General features: G+C 73.6%; 19 protein-coding genes and 1 pseudogene. 11 read left to right on the top strand and 9 right to left on the bottom strand.

The annotated features are described in order from the left end of the window. Position 1 precedes the first annotated feature (1 nt). Positions 2 to 1,264, bottom strand: coding sequence for an iron uptake transporter deferrochelatase/peroxidase subunit (gene efeB, locus ACF09K_RS30005; RefSeq protein WP_392248512.1), 1,263 nt, complete (start codon positions 1,262 to 1,264; stop codon positions 2 to 4). Between the two features lie 25 nt (positions 1,265 to 1,289). After that, positions 1,290 to 2,432 (bottom strand): iron uptake system protein EfeO, encoded by a 1,143-nt coding sequence (gene efeO / locus ACF09K_RS30000; protein ID WP_392248454.1) that lies wholly within the window; start codon positions 2,430 to 2,432, stop codon positions 1,290 to 1,292. 300 nt (positions 2,433 to 2,732) lie between these two features. Here efeO and ACF09K_RS29995 point away from each other — a divergent pair, with 300 nt between their 5' ends. After that, entirely contained in the window at positions 2,733 to 3,389 is a 657-nt protein-coding gene (locus tag ACF09K_RS29995; protein WP_392248453.1) for a PhzF family phenazine biosynthesis protein, read from the top strand. A gap of 147 nt (positions 3,390 to 3,536) precedes the next feature. Continuing rightward, positions 3,537 to 3,770: a hypothetical protein gene (locus ACF09K_RS29990; RefSeq protein WP_392248452.1), complete on the top strand. Its 234-nt coding sequence runs from the start codon at positions 3,537 to 3,539 to the stop codon at positions 3,768 to 3,770. 68 nt (positions 3,771 to 3,838) lie between these two features. On the opposite strand, the gene ACF09K_RS29985 is transcribed toward ACF09K_RS29990, so the two are convergent. Together ACF09K_RS29985 and map are read right to left on the bottom strand one after the other, a co-directional pair. Continuing rightward, positions 3,839 to 4,486, bottom strand: a complete 648-nt coding sequence (locus ACF09K_RS29985) for a heme oxygenase (biliverdin-producing) (protein WP_392248451.1) — start codon at positions 4,484 to 4,486, stop codon at positions 3,839 to 3,841. 152 nt (positions 4,487 to 4,638) lie between these two features. Then, entirely contained in the window at positions 4,639 to 5,496 is an 858-nt protein-coding gene (map, locus tag ACF09K_RS29980; protein WP_392248450.1) for a type I methionyl aminopeptidase, read from the bottom strand. A 57-nt stretch (positions 5,497 to 5,553) separates the two neighbouring features. Between map and ACF09K_RS29975 the strand changes: the two genes are divergently transcribed. Beyond that, positions 5,554 to 5,784, top strand: a complete 231-nt coding sequence (locus tag ACF09K_RS29975) for a hypothetical protein (protein ID WP_392248449.1) — start codon at positions 5,554 to 5,556, stop codon at positions 5,782 to 5,784. A 61-nt stretch (positions 5,785 to 5,845) separates the two neighbouring features. Here ACF09K_RS29975 and ACF09K_RS29970 read toward each other — a convergent pair whose 3' ends face one another. Beyond that, positions 5,846 to 6,445, bottom strand: a complete 600-nt coding sequence (locus ACF09K_RS29970) for a hypothetical protein (protein WP_392248448.1) — start codon at positions 6,443 to 6,445, stop codon at positions 5,846 to 5,848. Between the two features lie 138 nt (positions 6,446 to 6,583). On the opposite strand from ACF09K_RS29970, the gene npdG reads away from it, so the two are divergent. Together npdG and ACF09K_RS29960 are read left to right on the top strand one after the other, a co-directional pair. After that, the gene (npdG, locus tag ACF09K_RS29965) at positions 6,584 to 7,300 is read left to right on the top strand and encodes an NADPH-dependent F420 reductase (RefSeq protein WP_392248447.1); all 717 of its coding nucleotides are present in this window, start codon (positions 6,584 to 6,586) and stop codon (positions 7,298 to 7,300) included. A 97-nt stretch (positions 7,301 to 7,397) separates the two neighbouring features. Next, on the top strand, positions 7,398 to 7,577 hold the full coding sequence (locus ACF09K_RS29960; protein WP_392248446.1) for a hypothetical protein: 180 nt from the start codon (positions 7,398 to 7,400) through the stop codon (positions 7,575 to 7,577). Here ACF09K_RS29960 and ACF09K_RS29955 read toward each other — a convergent pair. Further along, positions 7,567 to 8,367, bottom strand: a complete 801-nt coding sequence (locus tag ACF09K_RS29955; RefSeq protein ID WP_392248445.1) for a site-2 protease family protein — start codon at positions 8,365 to 8,367, stop codon at positions 7,567 to 7,569. The two genes, ACF09K_RS29960 and ACF09K_RS29955, sit on opposite strands and share 11 nt — an antisense overlap. Positions 8,368 to 8,549: 182 nt before the next feature. Between ACF09K_RS29955 and ACF09K_RS29950 the strand changes: the two genes are divergently transcribed. Continuing rightward, positions 8,550 to 12,251, top strand: coding sequence for a BTAD domain-containing putative transcriptional regulator (locus ACF09K_RS29950; RefSeq protein ID WP_392248444.1), 3,702 nt, complete (start codon positions 8,550 to 8,552; stop codon positions 12,249 to 12,251). An 8-nt stretch (positions 12,252 to 12,259) separates the two neighbouring features. On the opposite strand, the gene ACF09K_RS29945 is transcribed toward ACF09K_RS29950, so the two are convergent. The 3 genes from ACF09K_RS29945 to panB form a co-directional block, all read right to left on the bottom strand. Then, on the bottom strand, positions 12,260 to 13,087 hold the full coding sequence (locus tag ACF09K_RS29945; RefSeq protein WP_392248443.1) for an ABC transporter permease: 828 nt from the start codon (positions 13,085 to 13,087) through the stop codon (positions 12,260 to 12,262). Further along, positions 13,084 to 14,112, bottom strand: coding sequence for an ATP-binding cassette domain-containing protein (locus ACF09K_RS29940; RefSeq protein WP_392248442.1), 1,029 nt, complete (start codon positions 14,110 to 14,112; stop codon positions 13,084 to 13,086). The genes ACF09K_RS29945 and ACF09K_RS29940 overlap by 4 nt, the downstream gene beginning before the upstream one ends. Before the next feature lie 271 nt (positions 14,113 to 14,383). Then, on the bottom strand, positions 14,384 to 15,250 hold the full coding sequence (gene panB / locus ACF09K_RS29935) for a 3-methyl-2-oxobutanoate hydroxymethyltransferase (RefSeq protein ID WP_392248441.1): 867 nt from the start codon (positions 15,248 to 15,250) through the stop codon (positions 14,384 to 14,386). A 168-nt stretch (positions 15,251 to 15,418) separates the two neighbouring features. On the opposite strand from panB, the gene ACF09K_RS29930 reads away from it, so the two are divergent. From ACF09K_RS29930 to ACF09K_RS29910, 5 genes and pseudogenes are all read left to right on the top strand, one after another. Further along, positions 15,419 to 17,011 (top strand): MFS transporter, encoded by a 1,593-nt coding sequence (locus ACF09K_RS29930; RefSeq protein ID WP_392248440.1) that lies wholly within the window; start codon positions 15,419 to 15,421, stop codon positions 17,009 to 17,011. A 369-nt stretch (positions 17,012 to 17,380) separates the two neighbouring features. After that, positions 17,381 to 17,983, top strand: a pseudogene (locus ACF09K_RS29925) (TetR/AcrR family transcriptional regulator); the annotation flags it as partial. A 306-nt stretch (positions 17,984 to 18,289) separates the two neighbouring features. Beyond that, positions 18,290 to 19,348 (top strand): endonuclease/exonuclease/phosphatase family protein, encoded by a 1,059-nt coding sequence (locus ACF09K_RS29920; protein ID WP_392248439.1) that lies wholly within the window; start codon positions 18,290 to 18,292, stop codon positions 19,346 to 19,348. A gap of 298 nt (positions 19,349 to 19,646) precedes the next feature. Next, the gene (locus ACF09K_RS29915) at positions 19,647 to 20,576 is read left to right on the top strand and encodes an SMI1/KNR4 family protein (RefSeq protein ID WP_392248438.1); all 930 of its coding nucleotides are present in this window, start codon (positions 19,647 to 19,649) and stop codon (positions 20,574 to 20,576) included. A 239-nt stretch (positions 20,577 to 20,815) separates the two neighbouring features. Continuing rightward, complete coding sequence (locus ACF09K_RS29910) at positions 20,816 to 22,030, top strand: MFS transporter (protein WP_392248437.1); 1,215 nt, start codon at positions 20,816 to 20,818, stop codon at positions 22,028 to 22,030. Positions 22,031 to 22,039 lie beyond the last annotated feature (9 nt).

Genomic DNA, 22,039 nt, shown 5'->3' with positions numbered 1-22,039 from the left:
GCTAGGCCTCCTTGGCGAACAGGGTGCGGCCCCACCAGTCGTCCGCGTCCCGGACGCCGGGCGGGATCGCGAAGACGGCCGAACCCACGTGCTGGATGTACTCGTTGAGCGCGTCCGTGGCGAGGTTGCGCTGGACGGGGATGAACCCCTTGCGCACGTCGCGCTGGTAGGCGAGGAAGAACAGACCCGCGTCCAGCCGGCCCAGGCCGTCGGTGCCGTCGGTGAAGGAGTAGCCGCGGCGCAGCAGCGTCGCCCCGTGGTTGGAGTCGGGGTGGGCGAGGCGCACGTGCGCGTCGGGCTTCATGGCCTTCAGGAACGGCTCGTCGCGCTCCTTGGCCTTGCCGACCGGGGCGCCCTCGCCCTTGTCGCGGCCGAAGACGTCCTCCTGCTCCTGGAGCGAGGTGCGGTCCCAGGTCTCGATGTGCATGCGGATGCGGCGGGCGACGAGGTAGGAGCCGCCCCTCATCCAGGCGGGACCGTCCTTCTCACCGACCCAGACGAACTTCTCCAGGCGGTCCTCCTCGGTGCCCGCGATGTTGCGGGTGCCGTCCTTGAAGCCCATCAGGTTGCGCGGCGTCTGCGCGTCCGGCGTCGTGGAGGAGGTCTTGCCGAAGCCGAGCTGCGACCAGCGGATGACGGCCTTGCCCATGGCGATGCGGGCCAGGTTGCGGACGGCGTGCACCGCGACCTGCGGGTCGTCCGCGCAGGCCTGCACGCACAGGTCGCCGCCGCTGCGGTTCGCGTCCAGGTTGTCCCCCGCGAACTTCGGCAGGTCCACCAGCGCCTCGGGCCGCTGCCCGGCGAGTCCGAACTTGGCGAACAGGGACGGTCCGAAGCCGATCGTCAGCGTCAGCCGGGACGGCTTGAGGCCCAGCGCCTCACCGGTGTCGTCCGGCGGCGCCTCGGGGAGCCCGCCGTAGGCGCCCTCCCCGACCGCCCTGCCCTCGGTCATCTGCCGGGCGGCCCGCGTCCAGTCCTTCAGCAGCTGGACGAACGCGGCCCGGTCGGTGGTCGTCACGTCGAACGCGGCGAAGTGCAGCCGGTCCTGCACGGGCGTGGCGATGCCCGCCTGGTGGGTGCCGTGGAAGGCGACCGCGCCGCCCGCCGCGGCGCCGGCCGGGTCCACGTCGTTCCCGGTGCGGGTCATCGCGGCCGCGCCGCCGGCCGCGGCGGCGCCGAGCGCGAGGCCCGCTCCGCCCCAGCCGATCAGGGTCCGCCGGGAGGGTGCGGACGAGGTGCGGCCTGTGTCCGTCATGTCTGTCATGTCGGTCATCTCGGTGAGCCTCCGGCTACTTGGCCACTGCGGCGGCGAGCTGGGAGAGCGGCTCCGCGAGCGCGTTCACCGCGTCGGACAGCTCCTTGCGGTCGGCGGCGCCGACCTTGTCGTACGAGGTGAACGCGTAGGACGACGTGTTCGGGCGGTACTTGTCGAGCAGCGTGTTCAGCGCCGTGAACTGCTTGTCCAGTTCGGCGACCAGCGCCGCGTCGTTCTTCCTCGCGACCGGCTCGAGCAGCTCGAACGCCTTCTCGGCGCCCTCGACGTTGGCCTTGAAGTCGACCAGGTCGGTGTGCGAGTAGCGCTCCTCCTCGCCGGTGACCTTGCCGGTGGCGACCTCGTCGAGGAGTTCCTTGGCGCCGTTGGCCATGGAGGTCGGGGTGATCTCGGCCGTGCCGACCCGCTTCTGCCAGTCGGTCAGGTCGGTGACGAGCCGGCCGGCGAGGGTCTTCTCCTCGGCGGTGATCTTCTTGTCCTGCCACAGGGCCTTCTCCAGGCGGTGCCAGCCGGTGAAGTCCTGCCCGTCCTCCAGGCCGTCCTCGCGGACGTCGACCTTCGGGTCGATGTCGCCGAAGGACTCCGCGACCGGCTCCGTGCGCTCCCAGCCGATGCGGGAGAGCGCGTACGCCTTCTTCGCGGCCTCCAGGTCGCCCGCCTGGACCGCCTTCACGAAGACCTGGACCTTGGGCAGCGTCTCGTCGGCCTGCTGCTGGGTGTAGGCCCGGTAGGCGGCGACGGCACTGTCCAGGCGCGGGTCGCGCGCGGCGGCCTTGCCGCCACCGGTGACCTTGAGGTTCTGGCGGATGCCGTCGCCCTTCATGCCCGGCTTGCAGGCGATCAGGTAGTCGCCGGCCTTCACCTCCGCGGTGACCCGCTGCTTGGTGCCGGGGCCGATGTTCTCGCGCTCGGTCACCACCCGGTCGTCCGGGAACAGCAGGTAGACCTCGGTGATCTTGGAGCCCTTGTTCTCGATGGCGAGTTCGACGTGTCCGGCGGAGATCTCCGTGGTGGAGGTCTTGCACGCGTCGTCGGTCGCGGTCACGCGGATCACCCGGTCGCCGGCGGCGGCGTCGCTCTTCTCGGTGCAGCCCGTGACGGCGGTCAGGGCCGCGACGGCAGCGGCGGCTGTGGCGACGGAGAGTCTGGCGGCGCGCATGAGGGCTCCCAGCGTGGCTGAAAAATTACGTGACAGGGTCACAGGTTTCAGTGAGGCTTACCTAACTTATCGAAGGCTTACCTGCGTCGTACCCGCCCGGACCGTGATTCACCTCTCATGGACGCTGTAAGAGCACGATCCGATCACAGCGGCTCAAAATGCACACCAAGAGCTGGTCAAGTTCGTCCACGGGGAATCCGGAGCGTGCTCGAAGGCCGCGCCCGGGCGGCCGGACCCTCGGGTGCGTCCACCACCCGGCCGGGGCCGACGCCGTGGCCGGGGCGGTGCTTCAATTCCCCGGTGACTGATTACGACGTGCTCCGCGTGTTCTGCGCACCGAACGGCGGATACGGCAACGAACTGGGCGTCGTCCGCGAGGGGTCGGTGCTGCCCGACCGCGAGGACCGGCAGGCCCTCGCGGCGAAACTCGGCTTCAGCGAGACCGTGTTCGTGGACGACCCCGAGCGCGGCGTCATCGACATCTACACGCCGACCCTGCGGCTGCCGTTCGCCGGGCACCCCTGCGTGGGCACGGCCTGGCTGCTCGACGTGCCCGAACTCGTCACCCCCGCCGGGACGGTGGGCGCCCGCCTGGACGGGGAGTTCAGCTGGATCGAGGCCCGGGCCGAATGGGTCCCGCCGCGCACGCTCCGGCAGTACGCCGGTGCCGCGGAGGTCGACGACCTGCCCGTGCCGCCGCCCGGCGAGTGGGTCTACGCCTGGGCCTGGGAGGACGAGTCCGCGGGACGCGTGCGGGCCCGCGCCTTCCCGGGCCGCGACGACGGCATCGACGAGGACGAGGCGACCGGCGCGGCGGCCCTGCTCCTCACCGACCTCCTCGGCCGGGCCCTGAACATCACGCAGGGGGCGGGATCGCAGATCCTGACCGCGCCGCAGCCGCACGGCTGGGTGGAGATCGGCGGCCGGGTCCTCCTGGAGCGCTGCCCGGAACGCTGACCGGAGGGCCGGCCGGAGCGCCGCCCGGGGCGCCGGACCGGCGGACGCCCCCCGGTCGTACGCGTCCGTACGGGTGGTTGCGCGTGTGGCGCGACGGTGAACGGGGACCACTCAGGGTGACTGTCCAGTCACCGTGAGAGGAGCACCATGCGCATTCGTTCTGCCCTGGCCGCAGTCGTCCTGGGTGTCGCCCTGAGCGCCGCGGGCGCCGCGACCGCCACCGCCGACGAGGGCAAGCACTTCGAGGGCGGCGACGACCACGCCGTCTGCAGCCCGTACTTCGGCGGGATCGAGGCGGAGACCAGCAAGCTCTTCTGGGGCGGCGCCCAGTGCTCGGAGTACGCCGTCGGCCACGACAACTCCGACGACCGCGACGACTGACACGGGTTCCGGGCCCGCCCCCTCGCGACCGAGGGGGCGGGCCCGTCCCGTGCGCGGAACCGGACGGCTCACGCCGACAGCGGGAACTCCTCGCCCAGCGCCCGGAACACGCCCGTGTTCAGGGCGAACGCCTTCCTGCACTCCGCCACGATCCGCTGCTTCTCCAGGTCGTCCGCGCGCACCGCGTCCAGCAGCTCCCGGTACTCCCGCTTGAAGGCGGCCGGGTTGCCGACCTCCTCGAAGACGTAGAAGCGGACGCCGTCGCCCTTCCTCGTGAAGCCCCACGCCTTCTCGGCCCGGTCGCGGATGATCTGCCCGCCGGAGAGGTCGCCGAGGTAGCGCGTGTAGTGGTGGGCGACGTACCCGCCCGGCCAGGACCGCGCGCACGCGCGCACCCGCTCCGCGTACGCCAGCGTCGCCGGCAGCGCGGACAGCCCCGCCCGCCATCCGGCGCCCCGCAGGTGGGCCAGGTCCCGCTCCAGCGCGCTCCGCCGGAACAGCTCCGGCCGGACGAAGGGCCCCGCCACCGGATCCGACGCCAGCCGCCCGGCCTCGTCCTCCAGCGCCCCGTACACGAACCACAGCTGCTCGGTGTAGCGCGCGTACGCGTCGACGCCGAGCCGGCCGCCGAGCAGGTCGCTCATGAACGTGGAGGTCTCCGCCTCCACGTGCTGCTCGTGGGACGCGGTCCGGATGAGTGTCGAGAAGGGCTCCATGGGGCGAGTCTCATGGTGAGGCGTGCCGGAGTCAATGTCTTGCCGACTCCTTGTCGGCAAGTTCGCCGGCGGTTCGCCGGCGGGGAACCCCCGGACGGCACGGAGCCCGCCCTCGGGGGGAGAGGACGGGCTCCGGGCGGGGCGCGGCGGGCTCAGGGGAGCGTGAGGATCTCCGCCCCGGTGTCCGTCACCACCAGCGTGTGCTCGAACTGGGCCGTCCGCCTGCGGTCCTTCGTCACGACCGTCCAGCCGTCGTCCCACATGTCGTACTCGTGCGTCCCGAGCGTCAGCATCGGCTCGATCGTGAACGTCATGCCGGGCTGGATCACGGTCGTCGCGTGCGGGCTGTCGTAGTGGGGGACGATCAGCCCGGAGTGGAACGACGAGTTGATGCCGTGCCCCGTGAAGTCCCGCACGACGCCGTACCCGAACCGCTTGGCGTACGACTCGATGACCCGGCCGACGATGTTGATCCGCCGGCCCGGCCGGACCGCCTTGATCGCCCGCTCCAGCGCCTCCCGGGTCCGCTCCACCAGCAGCCGGCTCTCCTCGTCGACGTCACCCACCAGGTACGTCGCGTTGTTGTCGCCGTGCACCCCGCCGATGTACGCCGTCACGTCCAGGTTGACGATGTCGCCGTCCCGCAGCACCGTCGAGTCCGGGATGCCGTGGCAGATCACCTCGTTGACCGACGTGCACAGGGACTTGGGGAAACCGCGGTAGCCCAGCGTCGAGGGGTAGGCGCCGTGGTCGCACATGTACTCGTGCGCCACCCTGTCCAGTTCGTCGGTGGTGACGCCCGGCGCGATCCGCTCGGCGGCCGCCGCCATCGCCCGCGCGGCGATCCGCCCGGCGAGGCGCATCGCCTCCACCGTCTCGGGCGTCTGCACCTCGGGCCCGGTGTACGGGGTGGGCGCGGGCTTGCCGACGTACTCGGGGCGGCGGATGTTTCCGGGCACGGAACGGGTGGGGGACAGCTCCCCGGGCGCGAGCAGCGACTGGCCAGACATGCGGCGAGTCTAACCAGCGGCCATGGGGGAACATGACGGTGGCGAGAGGAGCTGGTCATGGCCCTGTTCAAGAAGCGCACGGTCGGCAAGCCGGGCGAGTGGTACTACTGCCTGGAACACCACAAGGTCGAGGAAGGGCCCGAGTGCCCGGCCAAGGACCGTTTCGGCCCCTACGCCTCCCGCGCGGAGGCCGAGCACGCCATGCAGACCGCCCGGGAGCGCAACCTGCAGTGGGAGAACGACCCCAAGTGGCACGACGCCCCGGCGGGCACCCCGGACGACGACTGACCGGACCCGCCCCGCCCGTGCCCCACCGGGCACGACGGCACCCCGCCCCCGGCCCCCGGCCTCACCAGGGAGCCGGGGGCGGCGCCGTCAGGGAATCCGCCAGCCGGGACAGCCGGTCGCGCAGGCGGCGGGGGCCCCGCGGGGCGGGCGCCGTCCGCTCGCCCGCCGCCGCGCTCACCAGGTGCTGCACCGTGTCCAGGTCCAGCTCCGAACCGTCCGGCACGGGCAGCGTCTCGTGGGCCAGGCCCGCCAGCTCGCCCCCGCCGGGGCCCAGGGCCAGCACGGTCACCCCGGTCCGCCGGGCGTCCGCCACCCGCTCCAGCAGCGGGGCGTCCCCCTCCGGCGCCGCCACCAGCAGGGTCTCGCCCCGCCGGGCCGCCGTGATCCGGCCGAGGCCCACCGCGAGATGCGCCGGGTCCGTGGGGCGGGCGCCGTGCCGCACCAGCGTGGGGACCAGCTCCGGCGTACCGGACCAGGCGGCCTCGTCGACCAGGTGGGCGGCCAGGTGCCACGGCTCGTACGCGGCGGTGCCCACCAGCAGCAGCCCGCCCCCGTGCGACACCACCGACCCCCGCAGCACCGCGGCGAACCCACGGGTGGCCCCGAGCCACTCCGTCCCGGCGAGCACGTCGCGCAGCAGCGCGACCCGTACGGCGTCCATGCGACCGCATCCTGCCCCAACCGGGCTCCCGAGGCCCGGTGTTCGCCGACGGTTCCCCCGATCCGGGGACCCGCCCGGCGGCCGTGACGGCCGCCACTTGGCCCGGTGGGACGGCCCCCGCGCACGTAAGGTCGGCCCATGACCTCTAGCGACAGTGCACACAACGCTCCCGCGAAGGCACCCGCCAAGGACCCCTGGGACCTCCCCGACGTCTCGGGCCTGGTCGTCGGCGTCCTCGGCGGGACCGGGCCGCAGGGCAAGGGGCTCGCCCACCGCCTCGCCAGGGCCGGCCAGAAGGTGATCATCGGCTCGCGCGCCGCCGACCGCGCGCGGGCCGCCGCGGAGGAACTCGGGGACGGCGTCGAGGGCGCCGACAACGCCGAGACCGCCCGCCGCAGCGACGTCGTCATCGTCGCCGTGCCGTGGGAGGGCCACGGGGCGACCCTGGAGGCGCTGCGCGAGGAACTGACGGGCAAGCTCGTCGTCGACTGCGTCAACCCGCTCGGCTTCGACAAGAAGGGCGCCTACGCGCTGAAGCCGCAGGAGGGCAGCGCCGCCGAGCAGGCCGCCGCCCTGCTGCCCGGCTCGCGGGTCACGGCCGCCTTCCACCACCTGTCGGCGGTCCTCCTCCAGGACCCCGACATCGACGAGATCGACACCGACGTGATGGTGCTGGGCGAGGAGCGCGCCGACGTGGAGATCGTGCAGGCCCTCGCCGGCCGCATCCCCGGCATGCGGGGCGTCTTCGCCGGCCGGCTGCGCAACGCCCACCAGGTCGAGTCCCTGGTCGCCAACCTGATCTCCGTCAACCGCCGCTACAAGGCGCACGCCGGGCTCCGCGTCACCGACGTCTGAGCGGATGGGGGACACTGGACGGCACCGGCCGTGCGACCAGACCCGGCGGCCGGGCGTACCCGCAGTGCAGCAGTGTCCCCCGACAGGAGCCAGCCCCATGCCCCGTCTCGCCGTCTACTCCCTGATCGTCTGCCTCCTCGCGGTCGCGGCGGCGGTCGTCTCGTTCGTCCAGGGCAGCTTCCTGGGCGTCGTGTGGGTGCTGCTGGCCGGCCTGTCGTCCAACATGACCTGGTACTACGTCAAGCGCGGGAAGGCCCGCCGCTCCGTCACGGGCTGACGGAGCAGAGCTCCGGGGCGCCCTCCCAGAAGCGGTACAGCGCCTCGCCGCAGTACGTCTCGAAGTCACCGATGCCGAGACCGCCCAGCACCGAGTCGACCACGTCGAAGAACGCGCCGTTGACCGCCGGCACCCACAGCAGCGCGAACACGAACAGCAGGCCGAACGGCGCGAACGGCTCCACCTGCCGCTTCACGCCGTACGACAGCCAGGGCTCGACGACGCCGTAGCCGTCCAGGCCCGGCACCGGCAGGAAGTTCAGGATCGCCGCCGTGACCTGGAGGAGGGCGAGGAACGCGAGCGCGAAGCGGAAGTCGGCCGGCACGCCGTCCAGCGCGTCCAGCCAGAACGGGGCGGTGCACACGATCGCGAACAGCACGTTCGTCAGCGGGCCCGCCGCCGAGATCAGGCTGTGCCGCCAGCGCCCCCGGATCCGGCCGCGCTCGATGAAGACGGCGCCGCCCGGCAGGCCGATCCCGCCCATGATCACGAACAGCACCGGCAGCACGATGCTCAGCAACGCGTGCGTGTACTTGAGGGGATTGAGCGTCAGGTACCCCTTCGCGCCGATCGAGATGTCGCCGCTGTGCAGGGCGGTGCGCGCGTGCGCGTACTCGTGCAGGCAGAGCGAGACGATCCAGGCGCCGGTCACGAACAGGAACACGGCCACGCCGGGCTGCTCGGCGAAACCGGTCCAGGTGGCCCAGCCCGTGACGGCCGTGACGGCCAGTATCCCGAGGAAGACGGGGCTGATCCGCCGGTCGCTGCGGCGGGAGAGGGCGGTGGTCATCGGCGGACGCTCCTGGGGTGCGATGTCGGGACCGGGTGTCCGGCTGCCCGACCGTACCGGGCGCAGGGGGGAAACGTCTCGCGACCGGTCGCCGGTTCCGGGAGGAGCGGGACGATCGTCCCGGGCGCACCACCGGCCCGGGCGCCGTGACCCCGGCCGCCCCCACCGGGGAGAATGACCCCGTGCGCTACCGCATCCTCGGCACCACCCAGGCACTCCGCAGCGACGGCACCCCCGTCGCCGTCGGCGGGGCCCGGCTGCGCGCCCTGCTGACCGTGCTGGCGCTGCGGGCCGGCCGCAGCGTGCCCGTGGGGCTGCTGGTGGCGGAGGTCTGGGCCGGTGAGCCGCCCGCCGACGCGCCCGCCGCGCTGCAGGCACTGGTCGGCCGACTGCGCCGGGCCCTCGGTGCCGACGCCGTCGCCTCGGCGGCCGGCGGCTACCGGCTCGCCGCCCCGCCCGACGCCGTCGACCTGCACCGCTTCGAGCGGCTGACCGCCGACGGCCTGCGCGCGCTCGACGGCGGCGATCCCGCCGGGGCGGCCGCGCTGCTCGACGACGCCCTCGCCCTCTGGCAGGGCCCGGCCCTCGCCGACCTGCCCGACCGCACCGCCGAGGCGGCCCGCCGGGAGGCCCGCCGCCTGGACGCGATACGCGCCCGCCACACCGCGGCCCTCGCCCTCGGCCACGCCGGGCAGTCGCTGCCCGAGCTGACCGCCCTGTGCGAGGCCCACCCCCTGGACGAGCCGCTCCAGGTCCTGCGCCTGCGCGCCCTGCGCGACGCGGGCCGCACCGCCGAGGCCCTGGCCGCCTACGAGTCCGTACGCCGCCTGCTCGCCGGCCGCCTCGGCTCCGACCCCGGCCCCGGACTCCGCGCCCTCCACACGGAACTCCTCACCCCGGCCGGGCTCCCGGCCCCGGCGGTCCGCCCGGCCCCGGCCCCGGCCCCGGCCCCGGCCACGGCCTCTCCGGACCGGGCGTCCGCCGGCTCCGGCGAGGCTTCCCCCGCTCCGGCTCCGGATTCGGTTCCGGCTCCGGCTCCGGCGTCCGCCGGTTCCGGCCGGGCCTTTGCGCATCCCGACGCGGCGTCCCCCCGTCCCGCTCCCGCCCCCGGTGATCCCGGTCGGGCTTCAGGCCGTCCGGTTCCGGCTTCCGGCGATCCCGGCCGGGCTTCCGCCTACCCCGGCCGGAACTCCGCCGATCCCGGCCCGGCTTCCGCTGGTTCTGGCTCGGTCTCCGCCCACCCCGGCCCGGCTTCCGCCGATCCCGGCCCGGCTTCCGCCCACCCCGGCCCGGCTTCCGCCGATCCCGGCCCCGTCTCCCCCCACCCCACCCCGGTCTCCGTCCGTTCCGCCCCGCCCCCCGGCAACCTGCGTGCCCGGCTCACGTCCTTCGTGGGGCGGGAAGGGGACATCGAGGCCATCCACGGGGACCTGCGCGGCGCCCGGCTCGTCACGCTCCTCGGGGCCGGCGGCGCCGGCAAGACGCGGCTGTCGCAGGAGGCCGCCGAGACTGCGGGGGAGACCGCCCGGGACGGGGCGTGGCTCGCCGAACTGGCGCCGGTCGCCGACCCCGACGCCGTACCGCAGGCCGTCCTCACCGCCGTCGGAGCCCGCGAGACCGTGCTCTACGGCGCCGGCGCGGAGGAGATGCGGGTGGCGGTCGCCGAACGGCACGACGACCCCCTGGAGCGCCTCGTCGAGCACTGCGCCCGCCGCCGCATGCTGATCGTCCTCGACAACTGCGAACACGTCGTCGAGGGCGCCGCCCGCCTGGTCGAGCACCTGCTCAGGCGCTGCCCGGAACTGACCGTCCTCGCCACCAGCCGCGAACCCCTCGGCGTGCCCGGCGAGTTGCTGCGGCCCGTGGAGCCGCTGCCCGAGCCGGCCGCGCTGCGGCTGCTCGCCGAGCGCGGAGCGGCCGCCCGCCCCGGCTTCCGCGTCGACGACGACCCCGAGGCCTGCGCCGAGATCTGCCGCCGCCTGGACGGCCTGCCGCTCGCCATCGAGCTGGCCGCCGCCCGGCTGCGCGTGCTGTCGCCGCGCCAGATCGCCGACCGGCTCGACGACCGCTTCCGGCTGCTGACCTCCGGCAGCCGTACCGTCCTGCCCCGTCAGCAGACCCTGCGGGCCGTCGTCGACTGGTCCTGGGACCTGCTCGACGAGGACGAGCGCGAGGTCCTCGGCCGGCTGTCGGTCTTCGCCCGCGGCTGCGACCTCGCCGCCGCCGAGGCCGTCTGCGGTCCGGCCGCCCTCGACGCGCTCGGCTCCCTCGTCGACAAGTCCCTCGTCGTCGCCGCCCCCGCGCCCGACGGCACCATGCGCTACCGGCTCCTGGAGACCGTCGCCGAGTACGCCGCCGCCCGCCTCGACGAGACCGGCGCCCGCCCCCGCGCCGAGCGCGCCCATCTGACGCACTACCGCGAACTCGCCCGCACCACCGAGCCGTCACTGCGCGGCCGCGGGCAGCGCGCCGCCATCGACCGGTTCCAGCTCGAGTACGAGAACCTGCGCACCGCGCTGCGCCGGGCCGTCGCCGAGCGCGACGAGCAGGAGGCGCTCTGCCTCGTCCTGTCCCTCGTCACGTACTGGCAGATGCGCGACCTGCGCATCGAGGCCCGCACCTGGTGCCGCGAGGTGATGTCCCTCGGCCCCGACCCCTTCGCCGGTCCGGTACGCCCCGCCGCCCCGCTCTGGAAACCCTGCACCGACGCCCCGCCGCCGATGACCGGCGAGGTCCTCGCGGAGGCCCGGCGCGGTGTCCACCTCGCCCACCTCGCCTGCATGGACACCGAGCTGGACGCCTGGCAGAACCCGGCGGCCCAGGCCAAACTGCGGGCGATCGTCGACACGTACGCCCCCGGCCTCCCGCAGACCTGCCGCACCCCCGGCCTGCTCTGGTTCTACGCCGTCATGCTCACCGGCGACATGGAACGCGTCCGCCTCATCGTCGACGCCAACATCCGCACCGCCCGCGAGACCCCCGGCTACGAGTGGGAGCTGGCCGTCTGCCTCCAGATGCGCGCCAACGTGCTGGCCAACCGCTCCGACTGGGCGGGCGACGCGGCCCGGGACGCCGACGAGTCCCTGGAGATCTTCCGCCGCCTCGGCGACGCCTGGGGAACCGCCGAGGCCCTCTCCGCGCGCGCCGAGGCCCACGAGCGGATGGGCGCCTACCGCCTGGCCGCCGCCGACTACGAGGCGGCCATGGTCCACGCCGAGGAACTCGACGCCCGCAGCCAGTCGGCGGTCCTGGCGGCCCGGCTGGGCAGCGCGCTGCTGGAGAGCGGCGAGGAGGAGCGCGGCGAACGCGTCCTGCGCGACGTCCTCGACCGCGTCGAGGGCACCGTCAACGAGGCCATGCCCGCCGCCCGGATCTTCCTCTGCGGCCACCTCGCCCTGACCGGCCGCAGCACCGAGGCCCGCGAGCAGCTGCGGCTGCTGCGCAAGGAGTTCGCCCTCGCGCACTTCGTCGTCTTCGACGCCCTGATCCTCGGCACGGAGGCCTGGCTGGACACGGTGGACGAGCGCTACGAAGAGGCCCTGGTCACCATCCGCGAGGCCCTGGGCCGGGCGGACGACCCGCTGTCCATGATCGTCGCCCCGTACCTGCGCTCCTTCTACCTGACCATCGCCGCGATCGCCCTCACCGGCACCGGGCGGACCGCCGGCGACGGCGCCCGCGCCGAGGCCGCCGCCCGCGCCGCCCGCTGCCTCGGCGCCGCCGACGCCCTGCTGCCGCCCCGGCACGTCTCGCCGCGCATGGAGTCCGTGTGCCGGGAGCGGGCCCGCGCCCGGGTCCGTGCCGTGCTCGGCGAGGAGGCGTACACCGCCGCCCGCGCCGAGGGCGGCGGCCTCTCCTACGAGGAGGCCGCCGCCCTGGTGTGAGGCACCGGTCAGCTCTTGGTGCGGAACTTGTGGATCGCGACCGGCGCCATCACCGCGGTGAGCCCCGCCGACCAGGCCAGCGTCACCCACAGGCCGTGCGCGACCGGACCGCCGATCATCAGCCCGCGCGCGGCGTCCGCGAGGCCCGACAGCGGGTTGAACTCGGTGAAGTTGCGCAGCCAGCCCGGCATCGAGGCGGTCGGCGCGAAGATCGACGAGCCGAACTGGAGGGGCATCAGCACCAGGAAGCCCATCGCCTGCACGGACTGCGCGTTCTTCATCACCACGCCGAGCGTGAGGAACACCCACATCAGCGCGAACCCGAAGGCCGCGGACAGCGCCACGGAGGCCAGCAGCCCGGGCCAGCTGGTGATCTCGAAGCCGACCAGCACCGCGACGACCACCAGCACCACCGTCGCGAACAGCATCCGCATCAGCTCGACCGCGATCTTCGCGAACAGCACCGAGCCGCGCCCGATCGGCAGGGACCGGAAGCGGTCCATGACACCGGAGTTGAAGTCCTGGTTGAACCCGGTGCCCACGCCCTGCGCCATGTTCATCCCCATCATGGCCAGCAGGCCGGGGATGACGTACTGGACGTACTCCTCCTGCCCGCCGCCCAGCGACCGGCCGATGGAGCCGCCGAAGACGTACACGAACAGCAGGGTGAAGACGACCGGGAACAGGACCGCGTCGAACATCGACTCCGGGTCCTGCCGGATCCACAGCAGGTTGCGGCGCACCAGCGCGCCGGTGTGCCGCAGGTGGGCCCGCAGCGGGACGGGTGCGTCGGCGTCCCGGGGACCGGCCGGGGCGGGAGTGGCGGCGGCGCTCATACGGCGACCTCCTCGAGGGGGCTGTCGGCGGGGGCGGTGTCCTGCGGCGCACCGGCGCGGTGACCGGTGAGGGACAGGAACACCTCGTCGAGGCTGGGCAGTTCGGTGGTGAGGGAGGAGAGCGTGAGGCCGCGCGCGGTGACCGCGCCGACCACGGCGGTGAGCTGTTCGTCGCTCAGGACCGGCACCAGCACCGAGCCGCGCTCGGTGTCCACGACGGTCGAGGCCAGGCCGGTGATGCCCATCCCGTCCAGCGCGTGGGCCAGCGGGCGCAGGTGCGCCGGGTCGGCCGGCCGCACCCGCAGGGTCCGCCCTCCCACGCGGGCCTTCAGTTCCTCGATGCCGCCCGTGGCGATGACCTTGCCCCGGTCGACGACGGTCAGTGCGGAGGCGAGCTGCTCGGCCTCCTCCATGTACTGGGTGGTCAGCAGCACGGTCACCCCCTCGCCGACCATCGACTTCACCTCGGTCCACACCTCGTTGCGGGTGCGGGGGTCGAGGCCGGTGGTGGGCTCGTCGAGGAAGAGGACGGCGGGCCGGCCGATCATCGACGCGGCGAGGTCGAGCCGCCGTCGCATGCCGCCGGAGTACGTCCCCGCCGGCCGCCGGGCCGCCTCGGTGAGGGAGAACCGCTCCAGCAGTTCGTCGGCGCGGGACCGGGCCTCCTTGCGGGGCAGGTCGAGCAGCCGGCCGATGAGGTACAGGTTCTCCCAGCCGGCGAGCTTCTCGTCCACGGAGGCGTACTGGCCGGTCAGCCCGATGACGCGGCGGAGCCGGCGGGGCTGGCGGACGACGTCGTGGCCGGCGACGGTCGCCCGGCCGGCGTCGGGGGCGAGCAGGGTGGACAGGATCCGCACGAGGGTGGTCTTGCCGGCGCCGTTCGGCCCGAGCACCCCCATGACGGTGCCCTCCCGCACGTCGAGGTCGACCCCGTCCAGTGCCCTGGTCTCCCCGTAGTGCTTGACCAGTCCCCGCACGGTGACGGCGTGGTCCGCGCCGCCGGGGTTCATGTCGATGCGTGTCATGCCACCGAAGGTGCCAGCCCCCACCGACAGACCGCCGACACCCGACCGACAGCCCCGACAGCGCACCGACACGACGGCCGGACACCCCAGCCCGTCCGGCGTTTGAGGACGAGGCGCGAAGCGCCGATCGGGGGTCCGGGGGCGCAGCCCCCGGGGGTCGGGTCGGGAAGGGGCGGCGGGGGCGGGAGACGAAAGGGGGCAGCCCGCCGACGGGGGAAGATCGGCGGGCTGCCCGTGGTGCCGGGATGGCTCAGTGGGGCCGGAAGCCGGCTCAGTGGACGGAGTGCTCCTCCAGCGGGAACGTCCCGCCGACGACGTCCTCCGCGAACGCCTTCGCCGCGTCGCCCATGACCTTGCGCAGGTCGGCGTACTGCTTCACGAACTTCGGCACGCGGCCGCCGGTCAGCCCCATCATGTCCGTCCAGACCAGCACCTGGGCGTCCGTGGCCGCACCGGCCCCGATCCCGACCGTGGGGATGTGCAGCACGCGCGTCACCTCGGCCGCCAGCTCCGCCGGCACCAGCTCCAGCACGACGGCGAACGCCCCCGCGTCCTGGACGGCCTTCGCGTCCCGCAGCAGCTGCGCGGCGGCCTCCTCGCCACGCCCCTGGACGCGGTACCCCATGGCGTTCACGGACTGCGGGGTGAGCCCGATGTGCGCCATGACCGGGATGCCGGACTCGACGAGCAGCTCGATCTGCCGGTGCGACCGCTCGCCGCCCTCCAGCTTCACGGCGCCGACCCCGGCCTCCTTGACCAGCCGGGTGGCGCTGCGCAGCGCCTGTACGGGGCCCTCCTGGTACGACCCGAAGGGCAGGTCGCCGACGATGAGGGCGCGCCGGGTGCCCCGGACGACGGCCGCCGAGAGCACGGTCATCTCGTCGAGGGTGACGGGCACGGTGGTCTCGTACCCGAGGTGGCAGTTGCCCGCCGAGTCGCCGACGAGCATCACGGGGATCCCGGCCTCGTCGAAGACGGACGCGGTCATCGCGTCGTACGCGGTGAGCATGGGCCACTTCTCGCCCCGCTCCTTGGCGGCGGCGAGGTCGCGGACGGTGATGCGGCGTGTGCCCTTGCCTCCGTACAGCGCCTTGCTGCCGTCGGAAGGCTTCGTCTGGGCAGCCGAAAGCTGCGTCATTGCAACGGCTCCTTACGTCATCTCGAGGCGCCCTCACGGCGTCCCCGGACCACGTCCATGGTGGCACCTCATGCCGGGGAGGGCCAGAGCGCCCCCTGTGGGTAAGACCTCAGTAAGAGAATTCGATACGAGACGGTCTCGTATCGGAATGGGCCTACCCTCGGGTGCATGACCACTCCCACCGTCCCCGCGACCCCTCGCGTACCGGAAGCAGTGCACCGGCGTCGCTGGGCGATCCTCGGCGCGCTGATGCTGAGCCTGCTGATCGTGGTGCTCGACAACTCGATCCTGAACGTCGCGATCAAGACCATCTCCACCCCCGCCCCGGTCGGCCTCGGCGCCACCCAGAGCGAGCTGGAGTGGGCCATCAACTCCTACACGCTCGTCTTCGCGGGCCTGCTGTTCTCCGCCGGTCTGCTGGGCGACCGGCTGGGCCGCAAGAAGGTGCTGCTCGGCGGCCTCGCGGTCTTCGGCATCGGCTCCGCGCTCGCCGCCGAGTCCGGCTCGCCGGCCCAGCTCATCGCCTTCCGCGCCCTGATGGCCCTCGGCGCGGCCTTCGTGATGCCGGCGACCCTCGCCGTCCTGATGAACGTCTTCGAGCGCGACGAGCAGCCCAAGGCGATCGGCATCTGGGCCGGCGGCGTCGGCCTCGCCATCGCCATCGGGCCCATCACCGGCGGCCTCCTCCTCGACCACTTCTGGTGGGGGTCGGTCTTCCTCGTCAACGTGCCGATCGTGATCGCCGCCATCGTGCTGATGGTGTGGCTGGTGCCGGACTCGCGCGACCCCGCGCCCGGCCGGATCGACCCCGTCGGCGTCGCCCTGTCCGTCGTCGGCCTGGTCCTGCTCGTCTACGGCATCATCAAGGGCGGCGAGCTGGCGGACTTCACCGATCCGACCGTGCTGGCGACGATCGCCGCCGGACTCGTGGTCCTCGCCGCGTTCGTGGTGTTCGAGAAGCGCAGCGACCATCCGTCCATCGACGTCGGCTACTTCCGCAACAAGGTGTTCTCGGCCGCGATCGGCGTCATCGCGCTGGTCTTCTTCGCGCTGATGGGCGTGACCTTCTTCTCCGTCTTCTACACCCAGAGCGTGCGCGGCTACTCCCCGCTCCAGACCGGCCTGCTGATGCTGCCGCTGGCCGTCGCCCAGCTCGTCTTCGCGCCGCGGGCCCGGCTGGTCGTGGACCGCTTCGGCAACAAGGCGACGACCACGGGCGGCATGCTCCTCATCGCGGCCACCCTGGTCGCGTTCGCCACGCTGGACCAGGACACGCCGATCTGGCTGCTGGAGGTCATCTTCTTCCTCATGGGCACCGGGATGGCCCACATCATGACCCCGACCAGCGTCGTGATCATGCAGGCGCTGCCCCGCGAGAAGGCCGGGTCCGCGTCCGCGCTCAGCAACACCTTCCGCCAGGTCGGCGGCGCGCTCGGCATCGCCGTCCTCGGCTCCGTGCTGTCGACGGCGTACCGCACCGGCATCGAGGACGACCTCGGCGCGGTGCCGGCCGGGCTGCGCGACACGGCGGGGGAGTCCATCGAGGCGACCCTGGGCGTCGCGGCGAAGCTCGGCCCGCGCGGCGAGGCCCTGGTCGGCCCGGCCAACGACGCGTTCCTGCACGCCATGCACGTCACCGCGCTGTGCGGGGCCGGGGTCGCGCTCGTCGGCGCGGTCGTCGTGGCGGTGTACCTGCCGGGCCGGTCGAAGGAGGCCGAGGAGGCGGCGGACGAGGGGGAGCTGGTGCGCACCGATTCGTAGACCGGGGGGGGGGGGGGCGGGGGGGCCCCCCCCCCCCCCCGGGGGGCGGGGGGGGGGGGGGGGGCGGCGCCGCGGGGGGGGGGCCGGGGGCGGGGGCCCCCCCCCCCCCCCCCCCCCCCCGGTTCCGGGCGAGAATGCTGCGAGCGTGACGAAAGGACGGTCGTGAGTTCTGCCGAGACCCCAGCCGAGACCCCGGCGGGGACACCTGCCGAGCCCCCCGCGGGCACCCCTGCCGGGTCTCCCGCCGAGACCTCCGCAGGGGTCCCCGCCGGAACCCCCGGGGGGTCTCCCGCCGAGGCCACCGCCGCGGTCCCTGTGGCGGCTCCCGCCGGCCCCTCCGCTGGCCCCTCCGCCGGCGGCGGGGCCGCCGTGCGGCCGCCCGCGCAGCCCGTCAGGGGACGGCCGCGCAGCGAGGCCGTCGAGCGGGCCATCATCGAGGGGACGATGAAGCTGCTGGAGGAGGGGGTGCCGCTCGGTGAGCTGTCCATCGAGCGGATCGCCCGCACCGCCGGGGTCGGCAAGGCGGCCATCTACCGCCGGTGGAGCGGCAAGGAGGAACTGTTCGTCGACGCCCTGCGGGCCATCGAGCCGGACGAGCCCGAACTCCCCGGCACCTCCATGCGCGACGACCTCGTGGAGCTGCTGGAGTGGATGCGCCGGCGCGGACTGGCCAACCGTTCCTCGGCGGTCCTGCGCGCCGCCCAGGCCCAGATGAAGAGCAGCCCCCGGATCTGGGAGGCCTACCACAACGCGGTCGTCGCGCCCCGGCGCCGACTGGGCATCGAGGTGCTGCGGCGCGGTCAGCGCGCCGGCGAACTGCGCGCCGACCTCGACGTCGAGCTGGTCAACGACCTGTTCGTCGGGCCCATGCTGGTCCGTTCCGTCCTGCGGCCCGACGCCGACCTCACCGAGGGACTCCCCGAGCGGATCGTCGACACGCTGCTCGACGGCCTGCGGCCCGCCGGCGCCCCCGGCCGTCCACGGTCCGGTGGTTCGCAGCCGGGTGGTTCACGGTCCGGCGGGCCGCAGCCCGGCGGTTCGCAGTCCGGCGGGCCGGCCGCCGGCGCACGGGCCGTCAGTTCCCCGCCGGGCTCACCCGAATGTGCGCGTTTCGTCACAGACCGCCCCTGACGGGCCGGGACCGCAACCCGGGGCGGCGCTCCGTTCGTCCTCGTGCCCGTCGGGCCGTCATGGGACGGCGGGAACCGAGCCGTTCATCCCCTAGGGTCGTACGCACGGGGGAGAGACGGTGTGCACGGCAGGTAGTGAGGCAACGGTATGGCGCAACAGGCGTATGCGACGGAGACGGACAACGGCGACCCGGGGCCCGAGCGTCGGGAAGCCCGCTTCCGGCGCCTGTTCGCGCGGCTGGCCGGACGCCTGTCGGCCGGCTGGCGCGGCGATCCGCGGATCTGGCGCCGCGGCCTCGTCGTCGCCGCGCTCGCGCTGCTGCTCGCCCTGGTGATGCTGGTGCACGCGCGCATCCCCAACCGGTTCGGCAACCTCGGCAGCCTCACGGAGACGTTCCTGCCGTGGCTCGGCGTCCTCGTCCCGCTGCTGCTGCTGCTGGCGTTCGTGCGCAGGTCGGCGACCGCCCTGATCGCCCTCGTGCTGCCCGCGGTGGTCTGGCTGAACCTCTTTGGCGGGCTGATCGGCGACAAGACCGGCGGCGGCGGCGACCTCACGGTCGCCACGCACAACGTCAACGCCGACAACGCCGACCCCTCCGGCACCGCGCACGACGTGGCCGCCTCCGGCGCGGACGTGGTGGCCCTGGAGGAGCTGACCGAGTCGGCGGCGCCGGTCTACGAGAAGGCCCTCGCGGCGACGTACCGCTACCACTCCGTGCAGGGCACGGTCGGGCTGTGGAGCAAGTACCCGCTGAGCGGCGTGGCGGCCGTCGACATCAAGCTGGGCTGGGTCCGCGCGATGCGCGCCACGGTGACCACGCCGGAGGGGCCGGTCGGCTTCTACGTCGCCCACCTCCCCTCGGTCCGGGTGAAGCTCCAGGCCGGTTTCACCGCCCGGCAGCGCGACAAGAGCGCGGACGCGCTGGGCGAGGCCATCGCCGCCGACCCGCTGAGCCGCAAGGTCCTGCTCGGCGACCTCAACGGCACGATGAACGACCGCTCGCTCAACGCCGTGACGTCGCAGATGCGCTCCGCGCAGGGCGCCGCGGGCAGCGGGTTCGGCTTCAGCTGGCCCGCGTCGTTCCCGATGGCGCGCATCGACCAGATCATGGTGACGGGCGTGGAGCCGGTCACCTCGTGGACGCTGCCGCGGACGAGCAGCGACCACCTGCCGGTCGCGGCTCGCGTGAAGGTCACCACACCGTGATCTGCCGGAACACGGCCCCGTTCTCCCGAAGCCCCGGCGAAGTGACGAGCGGCTCTCCGCAGCGGATCCAGGGTGTGCTCGTCAGCGTTTTTTGATCTTCTGAGGCCATCGAGGGCCGTACTCGGCGAGGTCGGCCCGGTCATGGCGACCGAAGGGAGCGCGGGGCGCGGCAGGGGCGGCGCGCCGTTCCCGGCCGGGCTCCAGGCGCACGGGAGGATCCCGCAGATCACTGTGAGGGCGGCACCACGGCTGGCATCCTGGCAGACAGCACCCGGCGACCCGGAGGGGAAACGGACCCGTGACCGTGAGCGTGGACATACCCGACCACGTACGCGACCTCTGCGCCCGCCTCGGAGACGGTGTCCCCTACGCGGTCAAGGTCCTCGCCCGGCAGCTGGCTGACGACCCTCGTCTGGGCAAGCGCACCGGCAGGCTCGGCCTGTACGCCGCGCCGATCGACGGCGACACCTTCGATGACTGCCCGCCCCTGACCGTGCGCTACGCCTACGGCCCGCCCTTGATGGCGGAGGGGCAGCTCCAGATCCGTGACGTCGAAGCCACCGGCCCGCTGCCCGCCACCGGCGACGACGACCAGGTCCCCGCCCCGCCCCCCGATCCCCGCCTGGAACAGATCGCCGCACGGCAGGTGACCGAGGCATGGCGGAGCATCACCACATGGCTCGAGCGGAACGCGCCGGCCTCACACGCGGCGCTGCTGCCGGCCGCGGCCGAGCAGGACATCGACGCCCTGGAGCAGGAGCTGGGCGTGCGCGTGCCCGTGGAGCTGCGAGCGCTGTGGCTTCTGTGCTCCGGCAACCAGGACGTCCCGGGGGCCGGCTTCTTCCCGGATCTCGGGTGGGCGCTGATGCCGTTGGACTCGGTTCGCGCGGTCTACCGCCGGCAGTCGCGCCGGCAGCAGGAACACGACGGTGAAGAGCCGTGGACGTGGAAGCCGTCCTGGATTCCGTTCTGCTCGTGGTCGGTGACCGACACCAGCTACGGCTTGTTCGTCGACGCTGTGACGGGCGAGGTCGGGCACTGGGACGACACTGCCGTGCGGACCGTCGAGGACAAGTCACTGACGATGCTGCTGGAGGAGATCGCCGACAAGCTGGAGAACCCGCGGTTGGCCCCGGGCTGCAAGCCCGGCCTGATCGGGGAAAGGCTGGTGTGGGGCCCTCCGCTCGACACGGACGAGGCGGCACTGTGGCGGCCGTTCACCGGCTGACCCGAGCAGCGACGAAATTCCTTCGGGCCTCGGCGACCCGGCGGCGGCGAACGAGTGGTCGGTGAAGTTCCTGAGCCCCGCCTCGCTCTCCCCGGCCGAGCGTCGCTCTGATGGCAGAGAGCTACTGGTCGCTTCGCCGTGGCTTCGGGGAACGGGGCCGGTACCGGACGGGAGAGGTTTTGTTCCGTAATTGAACATACAATGGGCGGAACCCTCTCCCGAAAGGCACAGGCTCTCCCATGCCCCTGGCCCTGCTCGCCCTCGCCGTGGGTGCCTTCGGCATCGGCACCACCGAGTTCGTGATGATGGGCCTGCTGCCCGACGTCGCCGACGACCTCGGCATCTCGCTCCCGGCCGCCGGGCACCTGGTCTCCGCCTACGCGCTCGGCGTCGTCATCGGCGCCCCGCTGCTCGCGGCCGCCACGGCGCGGATGTCCCGCCGCACGGTCCTGATCTCCCTCATGGTGCTGTTCGTGGCCGGCAACGCGCTGTCCGCACTCGCGCCCGGCAACGACTCCCTGCTCGCCGCCCGCTTCCTCAGCGGCCTCCCGCACGGCGCCTTCTTCGGCGTGGGCGCGGTGGTCGCCACGAACATGGTCGCGCCCGAGCGCAAGGCCCGTTCGGTGTCGCTGATGTTCCTCGGCCTGACGGTGGCCAACATCGCGGGCGTCCCGGTCGCCACGCTCATGGGCCAGCGCCTCGGCTGGCGGGCGACCTTCCTGGGCGTGAGCGTGATCGGCCTGGTGGCGATAGCGTCGCTGGCCCTGCTGATCCCGCGCGACCGGGCCGCCGCCCCCACGACCGGCCTGCGCGGCGAGCTGGCCGCCCTGCGCTCGCTGCCGGTGTGGCTGGCGCTCGGCACGACGGTCGCCGGGTTCGGCGCGCTGTTCTCCGCCTACAGCTACATCACGCCGATGCTGACGGACGCCGCCGGGTACGCCGACTCCAGCGTGACCCTGCTGCTGGCGCTGTTCGGCGTCGGCGCGACGATCGGCAACCTGCTGGGCGGACGGCTCGCCGACCACGCGATGCGTCCGACCCTGTTCGGCGGCCTGGCGTCCCTGGTGGCCGTACTGGCCCTGTTCCCGCTGCTGATGACGACGGTGTGGGGCGGGGCGCTGGCCGTGCTCCTGCTGGGCGTGGCGGCGTTCGTGACGGGTTCGCCGCTCACCATGACGGTGATGGAGAAGGCGGCCGCGGGCCCCTCACTGGCATCCTCCGCCAACCAGGCCGCGTTCAACCTGGCCAACGCCGGCGGCGCCTGGACCGGCGGCCTGGCCCTCGCGGCGGGCTTCGGCGTGACGTCGCCCGCGTCGGCGGGCGCGGTGCTCGCGGCCCTGGGCCTCGGGGTGGCGGGAGTGGCGTACGCGGTGGACCGGCGCCGCGAGTCCGTCCGGGCCGGCCACGTGGTCGCCGCCCACACGCCCGAGCGGCCGGGCGTGCTGCACCGCTGAGCGTTTTCA

Origin of the sequence: Streptomyces sp. NPDC014882 (assembly GCF_043081325.1) — a bacterium.
Classification (GTDB): Bacteria; Actinomycetota; Actinomycetes; order Streptomycetales; family Streptomycetaceae; genus Streptomyces.
Note: the sequence above shows the minus strand (reverse complement) of the source record. Positions and strands in the feature narration are given on the sequence as shown.